The following is a 17,904-nucleotide window of genomic DNA, read 5'->3' on the forward strand; positions in this document are numbered from 1 at the left end:
GTCAGCTTCGCGAGGGCTTCTTGCCGTGCGAGGCGTCGGGGGTGCCGCGGAAGAGGGACATGTGGGTGTGGGTGGCGACCCAGGGCTCGCCGGTGGCGCCGCGCGCGAAGGTGACGGTGGCGCGGCCCAGGCGGTCGAAGGGGGTGCCGTCCTCGCGGTAGCCGGTGGAGTCCCAGACGGCCATGCCGGTGGCGTGCAGGCGGTCGGGCGAGACCACGGCCTGCACGCCGTCGAGCCGCCAGGTGAAGCCGTCGATGGTGGGCCAGACGCGGCGCCACTGGTTGGCCTCGGCCTGGTCGCGGCCGTGGAGGAAGTCGCTGTGGGTGCCGAAGGCGATGAAGTCCTCGGCGAAGAGGCGGCGGGCGGGGGCGAAGTCCACGGCGCGGACGTGGTCGGCCAGCTCGCGGAACCAGTCGCGGATCAGGGCGATGTCCTGGGGATCGACGGGGGTGGCGGCCTTCACGGGCATGCGGGCGGTTCTCTCCTGGGGCCCACCGTTTGAGGACGGGGACGGGGCGTCGCGCAAGGGGCGGGTTCAGGGCGCATGGACCTCGTGGAGGAGGACGCGCTCCCGGCGGTTGCGGGCGGGTGCGTGGTCCAGGCGCTCGCCGGCGGGGTGCATGCCGAGGGCGCGCATGACCGCGAGGGAGGCGTGGTTGTCGGGCTGGGCGGCGGCCTCCACCGTGGCGACGCCCAGGCGGGCGAAGGCGACAGGAAGGAGGGCGGTGGCGGCCTCGCGGATGAAGCCTTGGCCCTGGTGGGGCTCGGCGCACCACCAGCCCATGGTGGCGCGGGCGGGGTCGGCGCGCTTGCGGAGGGCGTGGACCCATCCGACCAGGGTGGCGTCCGCGCTGCGGAGGACGGTGCAGGCGAGGCCGAGGGAGCGCCATTCGGCGATGCGGGCCTCCATGCGGGCCGCGGTCCAGGGAAGGGGCCAGGCGGCGAGGCGCGCGGAGATGGCGGGGGTCATCAGGGCGGCGAGCGGGGCGGCGTCGTCGCGGGTGGCGGGGCGCAGGGTGAGGCGCGGGGTCTGGATGGGCGGGAAGCGATGGGCCGACACAGGGGTTTATTTTCCTTTGCTTCGGCGTGAATTCCTTACTATCTTACCATCTTACCCCGGGTGGAGGGCGTTCGATGCTGCCGAGAACCGCGAAGCTGACGAGCAAGAACCAGTTGACCCTGCCCAGGCGCGTGGTGGAGGCGCTGGGCTGGCCGACGCATTTCCGGGTGCAGGTGGTGCAGGGGGCGCTGGTGCTCTGGCCGGGGCGGGTGGTGACGGCGGACCAGGTGCCGGCGAGCGGCGATGCGGGGGAGCGTGGCATGGGGAGCCGGGCAAAGTAAAGGTATATTTGCCTAAAGAGGCTGTGCGGCCTTGACGCACTGGGATCGATCACGGCGGGCGTGACGCGCGGGCACGCCCCGGCGCACCATCGGCGAGGCCTGGACGGAGCCCGCGCGAGGGCGCCCCGCGGCCGGGCCGCGTGCCCACCGTTTTTGGGCGCGGCGCGTTTCTTGGTATGGGCTGAGCCGATGACCATCGCACTGCGCACCGTTTCCCCCGACGAGGCCGACCTCCGGCTAGACCGCTGGTTCCGCCGGCACCATCCCAACCTGACGCAGGGGGCGCTGCAGAAGATGCTGCGGACCGGGCAGGTGCGGGTGGACGGAAAGCGGGCGGAAACGGGGACGCGGCTGCAGCCCGGGCAGGAGATCCGGGTGCCGCCGATGCCGGAGGCGCCCTCCCCCGAGCCGGCGCGGCCCGCCGTTTTCGAGCGGGACGCGGGGATGCTGGAGCGGGCGGTGATCTATCGCGACGATTCGGTGATCGCGATCGACAAGCCGCACGGGCTGCCCGTGCAGGGCGGGCCCAGCATCGCGCGGCACCTGGACGGGATGCTGGACGCGCTGCGCTTCGGGCACGAGGAGCGGCCGCGGCTGGTGCACCGGCTGGACAAGGATACCTCGGGGGTCCTGCTGCTGGCGCGGAGCGGGCTGGCGGCCGCGAAGCTGGCGGCGGCCTTCCGCGGGCGGGACGCGCACAAGACCTACTGGGCGCTGGTGGTGGGGCGGCCGCACCCGCTGGCCGGGCGGATCAACATGGCGCTGGCGCGGCAGGGCGGGCCGCGGGGGGAGCGGACGGGACCCGCGGAGGAGGGCGAGGACGGGGCGGTGGCGATCACCGACTTCCGGGTGGTGGACAATGCGCGCAAGCATGTGTCCTGGCTGGAGATGAACCCGCTGACGGGGCGGACGCACCAGTTGCGCGTGCATGCCGCGGCGGCGCTGAAGTGCCCGATCCTGGGGGACGGGAAGTACGGGGGCGCGGCGGCGCATCTGGAGGGGATGTCGGGGCTGCTGCACCTGCACGCGCGGACGATCGAGCTGCCGCACCCGGAGGGGGGGACGCTGTCGGTTTCGGCGCCCTTGCCGCCGCATATGAACGAGAGCTTCGCGTTTCTCGGCTTCGACCGGCCCAAGACGCCGCAGGCGAAGCGGGTTCGCTGACGTTCTCAGCGCGGTTGCTTCTGCTGGAGAGTGATGCATGACCCTGCCCGCGCGCGCCCGAGGTTCCCGGCGGTGGCGGCCCTGGCTGATCGGGCTCGGCGTGCTCGCGGTCGGGGTGCCCGTGGCGGGCTATGCGGGGCTGCTGCTGCTGGTGCGGTCGGACGCGATCCGGCCGCGGGTGGAGGCGGCGGTGCGGGCGGCCACGGGGCGGGCGTTCAGCCTGACCGGCCCGGTGGGGGTGAAGCTTTCCCTGGTGCCGACGATCACGCTGGACGGGCCGGTTCTGGCCAATGCGCCCGGCGGTTCCAGGCCGGAGATGCTGCGGGCGCGGCGGGTGGAGGCGGAGGTGGCGCTGATGCCGCTCCTGTCCCGCCGGGTGGAGCTGCGGCGCCTGGTGCTGGTGGAGCCCGACCTTCTGCTGGAGGTGGATGCGGCCGGGCGCGGGAACTGGCAGTTCGACCGCGCGCCGCGGCCGGACGCGGCGCCCGGGCCGGCGGCGGCGCCGTCGCGGCCCTTCGGGCTGGATGTGGAGGCGGTGGCGGTCGAGGGCGGGCGGGTCACCTGGCGTTCCGGGGGACGCGAGGAGGTCGTGGGGGTGCCGCGGCTGGTGCTGCGGGGCTCCGGGCAGGGGATTTTGGCCGAGGGGCGGGTGGCCGCGCGCGGGGTGGAGGCCACGGTGAACGGCTCCACCGGGCCGCTGGCGGCGCTGCTGGGCGAGGCCCCTTCGGGGGAATGGCCCTTCCGGCTGGGAATATCGGCGCCGGGCGTGAACGCGGAGGCGAACGGGGGGCTGGCCCTGCCCTTCCGCGCCGGAGGATGGCGGGCGCGGGTGGCGGTGACGGCGGACCAGGCCGCGCGGCTGGCGCCGGCCCTGCCGGGGGTGGCGCTGCCGGAGGCGCGGGGGCTGTCGCTGGTGGCGGAGGCCGAGGGGCCGGCGGGGCTGCGGTCGCTGCACGCCTCGGTGGCGGAGGCGGCGGTGCCGCTGGCGGGGCGGGTTCTGGCGCTGGGTGCGGTGCAGGTTTCGGCGGATTCGCCGGAGGCGCCGGTGACGCTGTCGGGCACGGCGCGGATCGGGGACCTGCCGCTGGCGGTGAGCGGGCGGGGCGGGGCCCTGGGAGCGGCCATGGCGGGGCAGGCGCTGCCCCTGGCGGTGACGCTGGAGGGAGAGGGCGTCCAGGCGGCCTTGCAGGGCGGGCTCGCGGCCGGCTGGGCGCTCGCGGGGACGGACTGGGCGGCATCGCTGCGGGTGCCCGACGTGGCGGCGCTGGGCGCGCGCGCCGGGCTGGCGGGGTTGCCGGGGCTGCACGATGCCTCGCTGGAGGGGCGGGCGCGGGTGCTGGCGGAGGGGGTGGATGTGACGGAGGCGGTGCTGGCCTCCCGCGAGGCGGCGGGACGGGGGACGGTGGCGTGGCGCGGCGGGGCGCCGCCGCAGGCGGTGGTCCGGGTGGCGATGGAGCGGGTGGACGCGGATGCGCTGCGGGCGGGGCGCGGGGCGGCGGCGCCCTCCCCTGCCCCGGCGGCGGCTGCGCCGGCTCCCGATGCGCCGGCCGCGCCTGCCCCGGCGGCTCCGGCCGCCGCGCCCGCCCCGGCCGGGGCGGCGCGGGCGAACGGGCGGGTGATCCCGGACGTGCCCCTGGATGTTTCGGCGGTCCGCGATGCGGCCCTGGCGCTGGACGTGGAGGCGACGGTGGCGGCGCTTCGCTCGGGCGGGGCGGACTGGCGGGACGTATCGACGCGCACGGTGTTGGGCGGGCGGAAGCTGGTGGTGGAGCGCTTCGCGGCGGTGACTCCCGGCGGGGTGGTTTCCGGCAAGGGGTCGGTGGAGGCGGACGGGACGGTGCCGCGGCTTTCGCTGGATCTGCGCAGCGGCGAGGGCGGGGTTGATCCGGGGCCGCTGCTGCGGGCGCTCGGCGGGCATTCGCCGGTGGAGGGGCCGGGGGCGCTGGACGTATCGCTTCGCGGCGAGGGGGCGGGGACGCGCGCCGTGGCGGCGAGCCTTTCGGGGCATCTGGGGCTGGCCATGACGGGTGGGCGGATCGAGCCGGGGCTGCTGGCGGGCGCGGCCTCGGCGCTGCGGGGCGTGGTGCCGGCGGATGCGGTGGGCGGGGCGGCGGAGATCCGCTGCCTGGCGCTGCGCTTCGATGTGGCGGGCGGGGTGGCGCAATCGCGGGCGCTGCTGCTGGACACGCGGGTGGCGAGCACCACCGGGGCGGGGGCGGCCAATCTGGGGGACGAGACGCTGGCCTTCCGGCTGCGGCCGGTGGTGCGGGTGGGCGATGTTTCGCTGACCACGCCGCTGGGGGTGACAGGGCGGTTCGGGGCGCCGCGCTTCTCCGTGGACCCGAACGCGGCGGCGGCCGCGGCGGCGGGGGTGCTGGGGGGCCTGGCCCGGCGGTCCGACGATGCGGACACGGCGGCGCTGGGGGCCCTGGCGGAGGGGTTGCTGGGCGGGCGCGGCGGGCAGCCCGCGGGGGCGGATTGCGCGGCGCAGCTGGCGGTGGCGCGGGGGGAGGCCCCGGCGGCGGGGCAGGCGCCCGCGGCGCCGGCCCCGGCGGCACGGCCGCGGGAGCCCCGGGTGCAGGATCTGCTGCGGGGGCTGCTGGGGCGGTAGGGGATGGGCCGGGCAGGAATCGAACCCGCAACCAAGCCGTTATGAGCGGCCAGCTCTAACCGTTGAGCTACCGGCCCGTCCGTTGCGCTCTCTAGATCAGGTGCGGGTTCCGAGGAAGGTGCGGATCGCGGCTTCGGCCTTGTTCATGGAGGCGACGCCTTCCAGGTGGCCGAGGCCGCCCTCCAGCTCGAACACCGTGACGGGGCGGCCCGCCTTGCGCAGCGATTCGCCGAGGTCGCGGCCGTAGGAGATGGGGAAGATGTGGTCGCCGGGCGCGGGGAGGACGAGCCAGGAGGCCTTGCTGCGGGCGAGCGCGGCCTCGGTGCCCGGGTATTCGTTGAGGAAGAGCTGGTTGGCGCGGGTGAGATACAGGAAGGCGTTGGCGTCGGCGGTCTTGGCGCGGGCGGTGGCGGTTTCGTCGAGGAACTTCTCCACCGCGAAGCTGTCGCCGATGCGGCGGGCGGGGTCCTGGCCCTCGGCGGGGCGGCGGGCGAACTGGGCGAGGGAGCCGCGGTCGCGCGCCTGGAGGGAGACGATCTTCAGGGCCTCGGCGAGGCCGCGGAGGGGCGGCTCGCGGCCGGCGCCGTAGTAGTCGCCGTTGCGCCAGTTGGGGTCGGTGCGGATGGGGACCTCCCAGATCTCCATCCAGCCGAGCAGAAAGGCGTCGAAGTCGCCGGTGGCGACGGCGGGCATGACGCGGTCGATCATCTCCGGATAGGCGCAGGCCCATTCGATGGCCTGGAGCGCGCCCATGGAGGGGCCGGCGACGAGGGCCAGGCGCTTCACGCCGAGGCTGTCGAGCAGCCTCTTCTGGACCTCGATGAAGTCGCGCATGGAGACCACCGGAAAGGTCATGCCGAAGGGGCGGCCGGTGGAGGGGTCGATGGTGGCGGGGCCGGTGCTGGTGGTGGTGGCGTCGTTGAGGTTGAGGTTCACCAGCGTGTCGCTGGACACCACGAAGAAGCGGTTGGTGTCGATCGCCTTGCCGGGGCCGACGATGTTGTCCCAGTAGCCGGCGGGGCCGTTGGGCGCGAAGCGGCCGAAGGCGTGGGAGTTGGCGGAGAAGAAGTGGGTGATGAGCACGGCGTTGTCGCCGGCGGCGTTCAGCGTGCCCGCGGTCTGGTAGCCGATGCGGGCGTTGGGGACGGTGCCGCCGCCGCGGGTGCGGTACTCGCCGGCCTCGAAGACCTGCTTGCGGACGATCAGGGGCTCGGCGGCGGGGCTCGGGGCGGCGCCTTGGGCCTGGGCGGCGCGGGGGGCGAGCAGCGCGGGGGTGGCGAGGGAGGCCGCCAGCACGGAGGATGCCAGGAGGGCGCGGCGGGCGATCTGCGGCTCGGACATCGTTTCGGCTTTCCCCGTTTCGTTGGCGCCATGCTGGCCGGGCTTGGCGGGGCCGGCAAGCCGGTGAATTGCCGGTTTGGGGCTTCGCTGCTAGGAGCGCCGCGACACTTCGCCGCATTCCGCGGCGATGCGCGCCCGCCGGGCCGGCGGCGATGCGCCCGCCGCGCGAGTGGCGACGCGCCCGCCGCCGGGCCGGCGGGGCGCGCCATGAAAGCCAGGACCGCAGCCCCATGAACCCCAGCCTGATCCCGACCGGCAAGGCGCCGCCGATGGACATCAACGTGGTCATCGAGATCCCCGAGGGGTCCTCGGTGAAGTACGAGCTGGACAAGGAGAGCGGGGCGGTGGTGGTGGACCGCTTCCTGTTCACGCCCATGGCCTATCCGGCGGCCTATGGCTTCATTCCCGGCACCATCGCCGATGACGGCGACCCGACGGACGCGCTGGTGCTGATCCCGGCGCCGGTGGTGCCGGGCTGCGTGATCCGCTGCCGGCCGATCGGCGTGCTGCTGATGGAGGACGAGGCGGGGCAGGACGAGAAGCTCGTCTGCGTGCCGCACGACAAGATCCATCCGTTCTTCTCGGACATCCAGTCCTGCGACGACCTGCCCAAGATCACGCGCCAGCAGATCGAGCACTTCTTTGCCCGCTACAAGGACCTGGAGCCGGGCAAGTGGGTGAAGATCACCGGCTGGGGCTCGGCGGAGAAGGCGGCGGAGCTGATCCAGCAGGGCATGGCGGCCGCAGCCGCGGCCAAGTAGGGCCTTCGTGGGGGCGCCCGGTCCGGTCCGGCTTCCCCCGGGGATCGGGCCGGGGCGGCCGTTCCGCTGGGGATGGGCGGGGCGCCTCGCGCTGCTGGCGGTGACGCTGGCGGCCTGGGCGCCTTTTCTTTCCGTGCTGGCGACGGCGGTGGTGGCGGATGCGCTGGGGTGCCGGGTGGACGAGGGATCGGTGCATCCCTGCGCCGGGCCCTTCGGGACCGAGCTGGGCTCGCTGCTTTACTCCATGGGGGTGATGGGGTGGCTGATGCTGGCCACCGCGCCCTTCATGCTGCTCACGGGCCTGGCCTGGACGGTGATCCTGGTGCGCTGGGGCTGGCGGCGGATGCGGGGATGACGCGGCGGGCCGCGAGGATGGCGGAGACCACCACCGTGGCGCCGAGCAGGCCGGCGGCGGCAAAGCCGAAGCGGTTGCGGGCGAGGCCCCCGGCGGCGGCGCCGGCGCCCTGGCCGAGGGAGACGAGGGAGCCGTTGAGGGCGAGCGCCAGGGCGGTGGCCGGGCCGGCCAGGGCGGCGAGGCGGGATTGCAGGATCGGCACCACGGCGAAGAGGGCGGCGGCGCTCAGCAGGATGGTGCCGGCCAGGAGCCAGGCGGAGCGGGTTCCGCCCCAGCCCGCGAGAAGCCCGGCATAGGCGAGCTGGCAGAGCAGGAGAAGGACGAGGGCGGCGGCCAGGGCGGCGCGGCCGCCGGGCGAGTCGGCGGCGCGGCCCCCGAAGGCGAGGCCGAGCAGGGAGCCCGCGCCGATGCAGGCCTGGAAGGGCCCGACGGCGGCGCCCGAAAGGCCCGTGACCTGGTTCACCAGCGGGCCGGTGAAGGCGACCACGCAGAAGGCGCCGGCGAAGGCCAGGAAGTTGGTGGCGAAGGCGGCCTGGACGGGCGGGATGCGGAGGAGCGCCCTGGCGCTGGGGGCCGGGCCGGGGACCGGCGGCACCTTCGGCATGACGGCGGCCAGGGCGGCGAGGGCCAGGGCGGTGACGGCGGCGCTGAGGGCGAAGCAGGCGCGCCAGCCATAGGCGCCCCCGGCGAGGGAGCCGAGGGGAAGGCCGAGCATGAAGGCCAGCGTCAGGCCCCCCAGCACCAGCGCCAGGGCACGGCCGCGCTTCTCCGGGGACACGAGCTGCGCGGCGGTGGCCCCGCCCACCGCGCCGACCAGCGCGGCGCCGGTGCCGGTGACGACCCGGAGCGCGACCAGGGTGCCAAAGTCCGGGGCCAGCATGCAGGCGAGGTTGCCGAGCAGCAGGACCGCGAGGCCGGTGGCGAGGACGCCGCGTCGCTCCCGCCCCGCGAGCAGGACGGCGAAGACCGGGGAGCCGAGGGCGAAGGTGACGGCGGAGGCCGTGATGGCCAGCCCCGCCGTGCCCACGGCGATGCCGAGGTCGGCGGCCATCTCGGCGAGCAGGCCGCCGAACACGAAGCCCTGGGTGCCGACCGCGAAGTTGACCAGAAGAAGGGCGTAGATCGCGGGCGGCATCAGGGCACGCGCCGGGCGGGGGCACGGGCCGGGGTCGGGCGCGGTTTTCGGCGGGGCTGCATGGGGGCATGCGCGCCGATGCCGGGGCCGGCGTCAACCATCGGGCCGGGGCGGCGAGGCCCCTGCCCCGCCGCCCCGGCCCTTCAGCCGATCCCGGCGAGGAGTTCGACGACCCGGTTGGGGTCGGGAATCTCCACGTCGTGCGGCACGGGGAGTTCGACGTAGCGCCAGCCCTGCTTGGCTTTCGCGCGCTGGCGGCTGGGCTCGATCGAGGCGAGCGCGGGGCTGGTGTAGGCGACATAGGTGACGGGGAGGCCGGCGCCGGCCGGCTTCGCGAGGCGCATCGGGCTCTCGTAGGTGCCGATGGGGTGGGGGCGCAGGCGGCGCATGAACCAGTCCTTGTTGGGGCTGGCGGGAATGGGGAAGCCTTCCGGCCCCGGAACCGGGAGGGCGACGCCGCCGCCCTGTTCCTGGGCGACCTTGCGGCGGCCGTCCGCCATTCCCGCCGGGAGGATGTCGAAGACCTTCTCGCCGTTCTCCGGGATCAGGGCATCGAGATAGACGATGTGGCGGATGCGGTCGGTGAGGCGGTCGGCGACGCCGGTGACGGCGACGCCGCCATAGGAGTGGCCGACGAGGATGATGTCGCGGAGTTCGTCGGTTTCGATGACGTTGGCGACGTCCTCGATGTGGGTGTCCACCGTGATCTGGCGGGAGAGGAGGTGGCTGCGCTCGCCGAGGCCGGTCTGGGTGGGGGTGCGGACCTCGTGGCCCATGCGGCGGAGGCCGGCGGCGACGTCGCGCCAGATCCAGCCGCCGCCATAGGCGCCGTGGACGAGCACATAGGTTTTCTGGGCTGGCGCGGCGGTTTGGGCTTGAGCGAGCGTTGCCGTGGCGGGCGCGGCGGCCAGCGCGCCGATCATGGACCTGCGGTTCACGGGCGATTTCCTCCGGTTTTGTTGGATGGAAGGCTAGGGAGGCTTGGAAAGGGGGTCAACGGCGTGGCGGAGGGCGGGCGTTGCCGCGCGGCCACGGAAAGGCGCCCCGGGGTGGCAAGGAGGACACAAGCCTGTCAGCCCCCCGGCGCGAAGGGGACAGCGGCGTTGGGGAAACCGTAAGCTGGAATGCGCGACGGTTCGGTGCCGCCGTGCGACCGGAGGGCGGATCGGGGGAGGGCTTGATGAAAGCCGCGGACTTGGAGGCTGCGCTGGCATGGGACCGGCTGTCGCCGGACCAGCGCACGCGGTGGGGCCGGAGCGTGGTTGCGGCCCGCATCATCGACATGAGCGAGGCGCAGGGGCTGACGGGCCCGGCGCGCGACAACTTCGCCATGCGGGAATGGATGTCGGCCTACAGCCTGGCCGATGAGCGGGCGAAGCGGGACAAGGAGGTCCAGGCCCTGTCGCAGTCGCTCTGGGTGCATTTCATCGCGGTGGCCACGCGCGGGTTCAGCGTGGTGGAGGAGTTCGCGCGGGAGCACTGAGGCTCCGGCTCCCCCTGCCCTTCTAGAAGGCGCGCTGGGGAAGGCGCAGGCCGAGGTCGGTGGGGACCGGCCATTCCTCGCGCACGCGGCGGACCACGCGGAAGCCGGCGGCGATGTAGTTGGGCAGGGCGCGCGGGTGGTCGGCCGTGCAGGTGTTGACCGTGAGCACGGAGCAGGGGCCGGCCCAGGCGGCATCGATGGCGTGGCGCAGGAAGGCGCGGCCGAGGCCCTGGCCGATGGCGTGGGGCATCAGGCCGAAATAGGACAGGTTGGTGGTGCCGTCCCAGCGTCGCTCGGTTTCGTGGAAGCCCGCGGGCTCGCCGTTGCGGTAGAGCACCTGGATGGTGGTTGCGGGGTCGCGCAGGATGGCCGCGATCCGGGCATCGGGCAGGGTGCGGCGGAGCCACCAGCAATGGTCGCGGCCGACGCGGTCGTAGAGATAGCGGTAGAAGCCGACGGTGCAGTCCGGCACCGGCAGCACGACGGCACCGGGCGGCAGCGCCGCCGGCGGGTCGGCCGGCGGGCGCTCCATGCGGAGAAAGGTGACCTCGACCTGCACGGGGGTCGTGGGCGTTCCGTGAGGCATTCCCGGGATCTTAGTTGTCCAGGAAGGAGCGCAGCTTGCGGCTGCGGGTGGGGTGCTTGAGCTTGCGCAGCGCCTTGGCCTCGATCTGACGGATGCGCTCGCGGGTGACGTTGAACTGCTGTCCCACTTCCTCGAGCGTGTGGTCGGTGTTCATGCCGATGCCGAAGCGCATCCGGAGCACCCGTTCCTCGCGCGGGGTGAGGGAGGAGAGCACGCGGGTGGTGGCCTCGCGCAGGTTGGACTGGATGGCCGCGTCCAGCGGGATGATGGCGGCCTTGTCCTCGATGAAGTCGCCGAGATGGCTGTCCTCCTCGTCGCCGATCGGCGTTTCGAGGGAGATCGGCTCCTTGGCGATCTTGAGAACCTTGCGGACCTTCTCGAGCGGCATGCCGAGCTTTTCGGCGAGTTCCTCCGGCTGGGGCTCGCGGCCGATCTCGTGCAGCATCTGGCGGCTGGTCCGCACCAGCTTGTTGATCGTCTCGATCATGTGGACGGGGATGCGGATGGTGCGCGCCTGGTCGGCGATGGAGCGCGTGATGGCCTGGCGGATCCACCAGGTGGCGTAGGTGGAGAACTTGTAGCCGCGGCGGTACTCGAACTTATCGACCGCCTTCATCAGGCCGATGTTGCCTTCCTGGATCAGGTCCAGGAACTGCAGGCCGCGGTTGGTGTACTTCTTGGCGATGGAGATCACGAGGCGGAGGTTGGCCTCGATCATTTCCTTCTTCGCCTGGGTCATGTCGCGCTCGCCGCGCGAGACGGTGGCGTAGACGCGCTTGTACTCGCCGACGGGAAGGCCGGTGAGGGAGGCGACCTTGCCGATCTCGTTGCGGATGTTCTCGGCGGGTTCGCGCGAGTGGGCCAGGAAGGCCTGCCAGCCCTTGCCCTTCAGCTTGGCGATGCGGTCGAACCAGGCGGGGTCCATCTCGGCGCCCTGCCAGTTCTCCAGGAACTCGGCGCGCTTGACCTTGTGGCTTTCGGCGAGGCGCAGGACCTGGCCCTCAAGGCCGACAAGGCGGCGGTAGAGGCCCTTGATCTGGTCGACCAGCTCCTCGATCCGGTTGTTGTGCAGGTGGACCTTCTGCACGAGGGCCACGATCTCGAGGCGCTGCTTCTCGTAGGACTTCTCCGAGCGGCCGGCGAGCTCGCCCCCGGAGGTGTAGGTGTCCATCCGCTTGTTGGACATCTTCTCGAGGCGGCCGTAGCCGGCCTCGATCGCCTCGAAGGCGGCGAGCGCCTCGGGCTTCAGCTTCTCCTCGAGCGCGGAAAGGGAGAGGCCGACACCCTCGCCCTCCTCGCCTTCCTCGAACTCCTCGGCCTCGGGCGGGGGGCCGTCGGGCATGTCGGCGTTGTTGGTGGCCTCGAGGTCGATGACGTCGCGCAGCAGCATCTTGCCGCTGAGGACGGCCTCGTGCCAGCCGACGATGGCGCGGAAGGTCAGCGGGCTCTCGCAGAGGCCGCCGATCATCATGTCGCGGCCGGCCTCGATCCGCTTGGCGATGGCGATCTCGCCCTCGCGCGAGAGCAGCTCCACGCTGCCCATCTCGCGGAGGTACATGCGGACGGGGTCGTCGGTGCGGCCGAGGGACTCCTCGTCCACGTTGCCGCCCGATTCCTCGTCGTCCGCCTTCTTCTCGGGGTCTTCCTCGGCCCCTTCCTCGCCCTCGGCCTTGGCGGGGGCCTTCTTTTCGGTGTCCTCGTCGGCGGATTCCTCGGCCTCGACGAGGTTGATGCCCATCTCCGAGAGGAGCGCCATGGTGTCTTCGATCTGCTCGGAGGTGAAATGCTCCTGCGGCAGGGCGGCGTTCAGCTCGTCATAGGTGACGTAGCCACGCTCCTTGCCCTTCGCGAGCATCTTCTTGACCGAGGCCACGAGGCTGTCGAGCATCGCGCCCTCGACCGCTTCGTCGCGGTGCTCCGTCGTCTCCGTGCCGTTCGCCACCTTGGTCGCCATGCTCTTCTCCCGCCACGGGTTGGCCCGTCGGCAGGCGGATGCGGCCGCCGCCGGGGACCGAAAAAGGTCTCTACACTATGGAGAGGCGCTTTCGGCGCCCTCCTCCAGCCCGGTCTCTCCGCGGCGGAGGGCGGAGAGGGCCTGGGAGAGGCGGATCACGCGCGACTGTGCGGCGGCGTCGTTCGCCGTCACGAGGTCGCGTTTCGCCGTTTCCAGATCCTCGATCAGCGCGCCCTCGCCGCGAAGGAAGCCGAAGAAGTGCCACCAGCCATCGAGGGTCTCCGCGGGCTGGGCATCGGGGCTCGCCTCCCGCGGGAGGCCGGTCGCGCCCATGACCCAGGCCCGGGCCTCCTCCAGGCCGGTCGAGTTCAAGTGGTCAAGCAAATCGGCGGAGTCAAGCGAGGGGATGGTGACATCTGACACATCCGTGAGGGCGCGGCCTGCATGCCAGGCCAGGAGGGCCGCCTGCAGGGCAGAGGGGGGGCCGTGGGGAAGCTCGACCAGGGCGAAGGCTTCCTCCACCTCATCCAGCAGCCATGGATGGGCCAGGGTGATGGCCAGCAGGCAGCGCACCTGCTGCAGGCGGGTGTTGCCGGCCTCGGGCGCGGCGCGGGGGGGAAGGCGGGGCGCGGGCTTGAAGGGGGTGCCGCCCTTGCGGGACCCGGGCGTGAAAGCCGGGCGGGGCGGGCGCTGGGGACGGGCGGTCTCGAAGAAGCGGTTGAGGAGGGCGCCGCGGTATTCGGAGGCGAGCGACTTGTCGGCGATGCGGCCGGCGGCGGCGGCGAGGTCGTTGCGGAAGGCGGCGCGGCCCTCGGGGGTGCCGAGGGGGCGGCCCTCGGCCATGAGGTCGTAGAGGGCGGAGGACAGGGGCTTGGCCGCGGCGAGCACGGCCTCGAAGGCGGCGGGGCCTTTCGCGGCGATGAGGTCGTCGGGGTCCTGGCCCTGGGGCAGGGTCGCGAAGTGCAGCGTGCGCTCGGGCGAGACGAGGGGGAGGACCATCTCGCTGGTGCGGGCGGCGGCGCGGAGGCCGGCGGCGTCGCCATCGAGGCAGAGGACGGGTTCGGGCGTGACGCGCCAGATCTCGTCCATCTGCTCGGGGGTCAGGGCGGTGCCGAGGGGGGCGACGGCGCCCTCGAAGCCGGCCTGGTGGAGGGCGATGACGTCCATGTAGCCCTCGGCGATCACGAGGCGGGCGCGGCCGCGGAAGACGGCCTCGCGCGCCATGTCCAGGCCGTAGAGGGTGCGGCGCTTGGAGAAGACGTCGGTTTCCGGGCCGTTCAGGTATTTGGGCTGGCCGTCGCCTAAGGTTCGGCCGCCGAAGGAGACGATGCGGCCGCGGCGGTCGCGGATGGGGAAGATGACGCGGTTGAAGAAGAAGTCGTTGAAGGCCCCTTCCCTGCCCTCGGCGGGCTTGGTGAGGCCGGCCTCGGCGAGCTGGCGGGGCTCGATGCCGAGCGGCTTGAGCTCGGCGGCCAGGGCGCCGCGGCCGCTGCCGGACCAGCCGAGGGCGAAGCGGGCGATGGTGTCGTCGGAAAGGCCGCGCTTCCTCAGATAGTCCAGCGCGGGGCGGCCCTCGGGGGTGTGGAGGCGGCGCTGCATGGCTTCGGCGGCGGCCTGGAGGACGTCGTGGAGGTCCCGGGCGCGGGCTTCCTTCGCGACCTGGCGGGGGGACTCCTTCGGGATTTCCAGGCCGGCCTCGCCGGCGAGGCGCTCGATGGCCTCGCGGAAGGCCAGGCCCTCGGTGGCCATGGTGAAGCCGATGGCGTCGCCGTGCTGGCCGCAGCCGAAGCAGTGGTAGTGGTCGTCGTAGACGTAGAAGGAGGGGGTCTTCTCGTTGTGGAAGGGGCAGCAGCCCTTCCACTGGCGGCCGTTGCGGGCGAGGCGGACGCGGCGGCCGATCAGGGGGGCCAGCGGGGTGCGGGCGCGGAGCTCGTCGAGGAAGTTGGGCGGAAGGGGCATCGGCCCCTTCCTTGTATCCCCTCCGGCTACATCATCCCAGCGTCAGCCGAGCGCGGCCTTCACCATCGGGCCGGCCTTGGCCATGTCCAGCACGGCGGCGTGCTTCGCCTTCAGGGCGGCCATGACCTTGCCCATGTCCTTGACGGAGGTGGCGCCGGTTTCGGCCACGGCCTCCTTCACGGCGGCCTGCATGGCGGCGTCGTCCATCTGCTGGGGCAGGAAGGACTCGATCACGGCGATCTCGGCCTCCTCCTTGGCGGCGAGCTCGGGGCGGTTGCCCTGGCGGTACATCTCCACCGATTCGCGGCGGGACTTCACCATGCCGCGGAGCAGGGAGGTGATGGCCTCGTCCGGGATGGCATCCACGCCGGTCGGGCGCGCCGCGATGTCGGCGTCCTTGAGCTTGGCCATGACCATGCGGATGGTGGAGGTGCGGGCGGCGTCCCCGGCGCGCATGGACGCCTTCATTTCCTCGGTGAAGCGGGCGCGCAGGCTCATGGGGGGTCTCCGTGGTGGTGGGGGGCGGGGTTTAGAGGGGAATGGGGTGGGCGTCTGCCCGGCCGCGCATGGGAAGTGATTTACCAGAAGCCTGGGAAACCCCCTTCCATTGGGAAGTGGTTTCCCACATATCGGGTGCATGCGGACCGTCGAGCAAGTTTTGACCCTGATGGGCGGCGCCAGCGCGGCGGCGGCCCATTGCGGGGTGGGCACGGAAGCCATCCGGAAGTGGCGGCAGGCGCGGGCCATCCCACCCCGGCACTGGCCATCGGTGCTGGCGGCGACGGGGCTTGCGCTGGACGACCTGCCGCGCGCCGATGCCGACCCCACGACACCTTCCGTCCAGGAGCCGTCCATGACCCCTGCCCCCGATCGCCAGGCCACCGCTTCCGCGCAGGCCGATCGCGCGCCGCCGGGGGCGACGGCCTGCCTGGTGCTGGGCAATGGGGCGGTGTTCTGGGGGTACGGCTTCGGCGCCACGGGCAAGCGCGTGGGCGAGGTGTGCTTCAACACGGGCATGACCGGGTATCAGGAGACGCTGACCGATCCGTCCTATGCCGGGCAGATCATCACCTTCACCTTTCCGCATATCGGCAATGTCGGCGCCAATGTGGAGGACGTGGAGGCGACCACCGCGGCGGCGCTGGGGCTGGTGGTGAAGGCCGACCTGACGGAGCCCTCCAACTACCGGGCGACGCGGCACCTGGACGACTGGCTGAAGAGCCACGGGATGCCCGGGATTTCCGGCGTGGACACGCGGGCGCTGACGGTGATGATCCGTGACGGCGGGCCGCCGAACGGGGTGATCTGCCACGCGCCGGACGGGGTGTTCGACCTTCCCGCGCTGCGGGCGGAGGCGGCGGGCTGGCCGGGGCTGGAGGGGATGGACCTCGCGAAGGAGGTGTCCTGCCGGCAGTCCTATTCCTGGGACGAGAGCCTCTGGGCCTGGGGCCAGGGCTACGGGAAGCAGACCGCGCCCAAGCACAAGGTGGTGGCCGTGGATTACGGCGCCAAGCGCAACATCCTGCGCTGCCTGGCGGATGCGGGCTGCGAGGTGGTGGTGGTGCCCGCCGACGCGACGGCGGAGGAGATCCTGCGGCACGGGCCGGACGGGGTGTTCCTGAGCAACGGGCCGGGCGACCCGGCGGCGACGGGCGCCTATGCGGTGCCGGCGATCCGGGGCGTGCTGGAGGCCGGGAAGCCGGTGTTCGGGATCTGCCTGGGGCATCAGCTGCTGGCGCTGGCGCTGGGCGCGAAGACCTACAAGCTGGAGCGCGGGCATCGCGGCGCGAACCAGCCGGTGAAGGACCTCGCCACGGGGCGGGTGGAGATCACCTCGCAGAACCATGGCTTCGCGGTGGACGACAAGTCGCTGCCCGAGGGCGTGACGGTGACGCATGTGAGCCTGTTCGACGGGTCGAACGAGGGGATCGCCTGCGAGGCGAAGCGGGCCTTTTCCGTGCAGTACCATCCGGAGGCCTCGCCCGGGCCGAGCGACAGCCACCACCTGTTCCATCGCTTCACCGGGATGATGGCGGCGGGCTGATCGTGCCGTCGCTGTCCTCCCTGCTGGCCTTCGCGGCGCTCTCGGTCGGGCTGGCGGTCACGCCGGGGCCGAACCTGTTCTATCTGGTGTCGCGCACGCTGACCCAGGGGGCGCGGGCGGGGATGGTTTCGCTGGCCGGGTGCCAGGCGGGCAGCCTGGCGATCATGCTGGGCGCGGCGGCGGGGGTGACGGCGGCGCTGCTGACGGTTCCCTATGCCTATGACGTCACGCGGCTGGGCGGCGCGGCCTATCTGGGCTGGCTGGCCTGGCAGAGCCTGCGGCCGGACGGGGCGCCGCTGTTCGCGCCGCGGCCGATCCCGCCGGAGGGCGGGGTGCGGCTGTTCTCGCTCGGCTTCGCGACGGCGGCGCTGAACCCGAAGGTGGCGCTGTTTTACGTGGCGGTGCTCCCGGCCTTCATGGACCCGGAGCGGGGCAGCCTTTTCGCGCAGGGCGTGGTGCTGGGCGCGGTGCAGATCGGCATCTGCACGCTGTTCGACGTGGGGATGGTGGTGGGCGCGGGCGCGGTGTCGCGCTTCCTGGCGACGCGGCCGGGCTGGCTCGCGGTGCAGCGCTGGGTGCTGGGCGGCGCGCTCGGGCTGCTCGCGGCGACGCTGGCGACGGAGGGCCGGACATGATCCGGCTGCTGTTCCTGGCGCTGCCGCTCTCGCTGCTGGCCTGGTGGACGCTGGTGCGGGTGGGGCAGCCGCGCGACCGTGCCTGGACGGGCGGGGTGGCGATCTCGTTCCTCGCGCTGGGGGGCGTGGTGTTCTTCTCGGGCGAGGGGTTCGAGACCGGGCGCGCGGTGGCGGCGGCGCTCTGGGCCGGGGTGCACCTGCTGCTGTTCCTGATCGGCCGCCCCTTCCTGGGTCGCCGGCGGTGAGCGAGCACGGCCTCAACCTGGATCCGCTGTTCTACAGCGCCGGCGTGTCGCTGGGCGTGCTCGTTATCGGCACGCCGCTCGTCCACCGCGCGCTGCGGGCGCTGCCGCGCACGGCCCGCGCCTTCATGGGCGGGCTTGCCTGCATCGGCGCCGCGGGTCTCGGCGCCCTTCTCCTGAGCTTCACCGCCTATCGCCTCGACGAGATGGTGCTGCTCGCCGTCACCTTTTCCGCCGTGCTCCAGGGCGCGGCCGCCGTCATCCTTTCCTTGCTGCCCCGGAGGGCCTGAGCC

General features: G+C 73.0%; 19 protein-coding genes and 1 tRNA gene. 10 read left to right on the top strand and 10 right to left on the bottom strand.

From position 1 onward, the window contains the following. Position 1 precedes the first annotated feature (1 nt). Both ACFFIC_RS19860 and ACFFIC_RS19865 read right to left on the bottom strand, forming a co-directional pair. On the bottom strand, positions 2-469 hold the full coding sequence (locus ACFFIC_RS19860) for a YybH family protein (protein ID WP_377053553.1): 468 nt from the start codon (positions 467-469) through the stop codon (positions 2-4). 66 nt (positions 470-535) lie between these two features. Continuing rightward, positions 536-1,060 (bottom strand): GNAT family N-acetyltransferase, encoded by a 525-nt coding sequence (locus ACFFIC_RS19865; RefSeq protein WP_377053555.1) that lies wholly within the window; start codon positions 1,058-1,060, stop codon positions 536-538. 74 nt (positions 1,061-1,134) lie between these two features. Between ACFFIC_RS19865 and ACFFIC_RS19870 the strand changes: the two genes are divergently transcribed. From ACFFIC_RS19870 to ACFFIC_RS19880, 3 genes are all read left to right on the top strand, one after another. After that, positions 1,135-1,341 carry a hypothetical protein gene (locus ACFFIC_RS19870; protein WP_377053557.1) on the top strand — a complete coding sequence of 69 codons (207 nt, stop codon included), beginning with the start codon at positions 1,135-1,137 and terminating at the stop codon, positions 1,339-1,341. 189 nt (positions 1,342-1,530) lie between these two features. After that, positions 1,531-2,505 carry an RluA family pseudouridine synthase gene (locus ACFFIC_RS19875; protein ID WP_377053559.1) on the top strand — a complete coding sequence of 325 codons (975 nt, stop codon included), beginning with the start codon at positions 1,531-1,533 and terminating at the stop codon, positions 2,503-2,505. 37 nt (positions 2,506-2,542) lie between these two features. After that, positions 2,543-5,116, top strand: coding sequence for an AsmA family protein (locus ACFFIC_RS19880; protein WP_377053561.1), 2,574 nt, complete (start codon positions 2,543-2,545; stop codon positions 5,114-5,116). Positions 5,117-5,120: 4 nt separating this feature from the next. Here ACFFIC_RS19880 and ACFFIC_RS19885 read toward each other — a convergent pair. Together ACFFIC_RS19885 and ACFFIC_RS19890 are read right to left on the bottom strand one after the other, a co-directional pair. After that, a tRNA-Ile gene (locus tag ACFFIC_RS19885) sits at positions 5,121-5,193 on the bottom strand. Positions 5,194-5,212: 19 nt separating this feature from the next. Next, positions 5,213-6,457: an E22 family MetX-like putative esterase gene (locus ACFFIC_RS19890; protein ID WP_377053563.1), complete on the bottom strand. Its 1,245-nt coding sequence runs from the start codon at positions 6,455-6,457 to the stop codon at positions 5,213-5,215. Positions 6,458-6,687: 230 nt separating this feature from the next. On the opposite strand from ACFFIC_RS19890, the gene ppa reads away from it, so the two are divergent. Then, on the top strand, positions 6,688-7,218 hold the full coding sequence (gene ppa / locus ACFFIC_RS19895) for an inorganic diphosphatase (protein WP_377053565.1): 531 nt from the start codon (positions 6,688-6,690) through the stop codon (positions 7,216-7,218). 7 nt (positions 7,219-7,225) lie between these two features. Next, positions 7,226-7,573: a hypothetical protein gene (locus ACFFIC_RS19900; protein ID WP_377053567.1), complete on the top strand. Its 348-nt coding sequence runs from the start codon at positions 7,226-7,228 to the stop codon at positions 7,571-7,573. Here ACFFIC_RS19900 and ACFFIC_RS19905 read toward each other — a convergent pair. Together ACFFIC_RS19905 and ACFFIC_RS19910 are read right to left on the bottom strand one after the other, a co-directional pair. Then, positions 7,512-8,708 (bottom strand): MFS transporter, encoded by a 1,197-nt coding sequence (locus ACFFIC_RS19905; protein ID WP_377053569.1) that lies wholly within the window; start codon positions 8,706-8,708, stop codon positions 7,512-7,514. The genes ACFFIC_RS19900 and ACFFIC_RS19905 overlap by 62 nt on opposite strands. Before the next feature lie 143 nt (positions 8,709-8,851). Next, complete coding sequence (locus ACFFIC_RS19910; RefSeq protein ID WP_377053571.1) at positions 8,852-9,646, bottom strand: alpha/beta hydrolase; 795 nt, start codon at positions 9,644-9,646, stop codon at positions 8,852-8,854. A 242-nt stretch (positions 9,647-9,888) separates the two neighbouring features. On the opposite strand from ACFFIC_RS19910, the gene ACFFIC_RS19915 reads away from it, so the two are divergent. Next, a complete protein-coding gene (locus tag ACFFIC_RS19915; RefSeq protein ID WP_377053573.1) occupies positions 9,889-10,191 on the top strand; it encodes a hypothetical protein in 303 nt (100 codons plus the stop codon). A 22-nt stretch (positions 10,192-10,213) separates the two neighbouring features. Here ACFFIC_RS19915 and ACFFIC_RS19920 read toward each other — a convergent pair whose 3' ends face one another. From ACFFIC_RS19920 to ACFFIC_RS19935, 4 genes are all read right to left on the bottom strand, one after another. After that, a complete protein-coding gene (locus tag ACFFIC_RS19920) occupies positions 10,214-10,777 on the bottom strand; it encodes a GNAT family N-acetyltransferase (protein WP_377053575.1) in 564 nt (187 codons plus the stop codon). Between the two features lie 10 nt (positions 10,778-10,787). Further along, positions 10,788-12,731, bottom strand: coding sequence for an RNA polymerase sigma factor RpoD (gene rpoD, locus ACFFIC_RS19925; protein ID WP_377053577.1), 1,944 nt, complete (start codon positions 12,729-12,731; stop codon positions 10,788-10,790). 75 nt (positions 12,732-12,806) lie between these two features. Beyond that, a complete protein-coding gene (dnaG, locus tag ACFFIC_RS19930; protein WP_377053579.1) occupies positions 12,807-14,690 on the bottom strand; it encodes a DNA primase in 1,884 nt (627 codons plus the stop codon). A gap of 42 nt (positions 14,691-14,732) precedes the next feature. After that, complete coding sequence (locus tag ACFFIC_RS19935) at positions 14,733-15,188, bottom strand: GatB/YqeY domain-containing protein (protein WP_377053581.1); 456 nt, start codon at positions 15,186-15,188, stop codon at positions 14,733-14,735. Positions 15,189-15,327: 139 nt separating this feature from the next. On the opposite strand from ACFFIC_RS19935, the gene carA reads away from it, so the two are divergent. The 4 genes from carA to ACFFIC_RS19955 are packed head-to-tail and all read left to right on the top strand — an operon-like array spanning position 15,328 to position 17,901. Further along, entirely contained in the window at positions 15,328-16,734 is a 1,407-nt protein-coding gene (gene carA, locus ACFFIC_RS19940) for a glutamine-hydrolyzing carbamoyl-phosphate synthase small subunit (protein ID WP_377053583.1), read from the top strand. A 2-nt stretch (positions 16,735-16,736) separates the two neighbouring features. Then, entirely contained in the window at positions 16,737-17,369 is a 633-nt protein-coding gene (locus ACFFIC_RS19945) for a LysE family translocator (protein ID WP_377053585.1), read from the top strand. After that, positions 17,366-17,614 carry a hypothetical protein gene (locus ACFFIC_RS19950; RefSeq protein WP_377053587.1) on the top strand — a complete coding sequence of 83 codons (249 nt, stop codon included), beginning with the start codon at positions 17,366-17,368 and terminating at the stop codon, positions 17,612-17,614. Before ACFFIC_RS19945 ends, ACFFIC_RS19950 begins: the two co-directional genes overlap by 4 nt. After that, positions 17,611-17,901 (top strand): hypothetical protein, encoded by a 291-nt coding sequence (locus ACFFIC_RS19955; protein ID WP_377053589.1) that lies wholly within the window; start codon positions 17,611-17,613, stop codon positions 17,899-17,901. The genes ACFFIC_RS19950 and ACFFIC_RS19955 overlap by 4 nt, the downstream gene beginning before the upstream one ends. Positions 17,902-17,904 lie beyond the last annotated feature (3 nt).

The sequence above is a fragment of the Muricoccus vinaceus genome (assembly GCF_042433125.1).
In the GTDB taxonomy this organism is placed as follows: Bacteria; Pseudomonadota; Alphaproteobacteria; order Acetobacterales; family Acetobacteraceae; genus Roseomonas; species Roseomonas vinacea.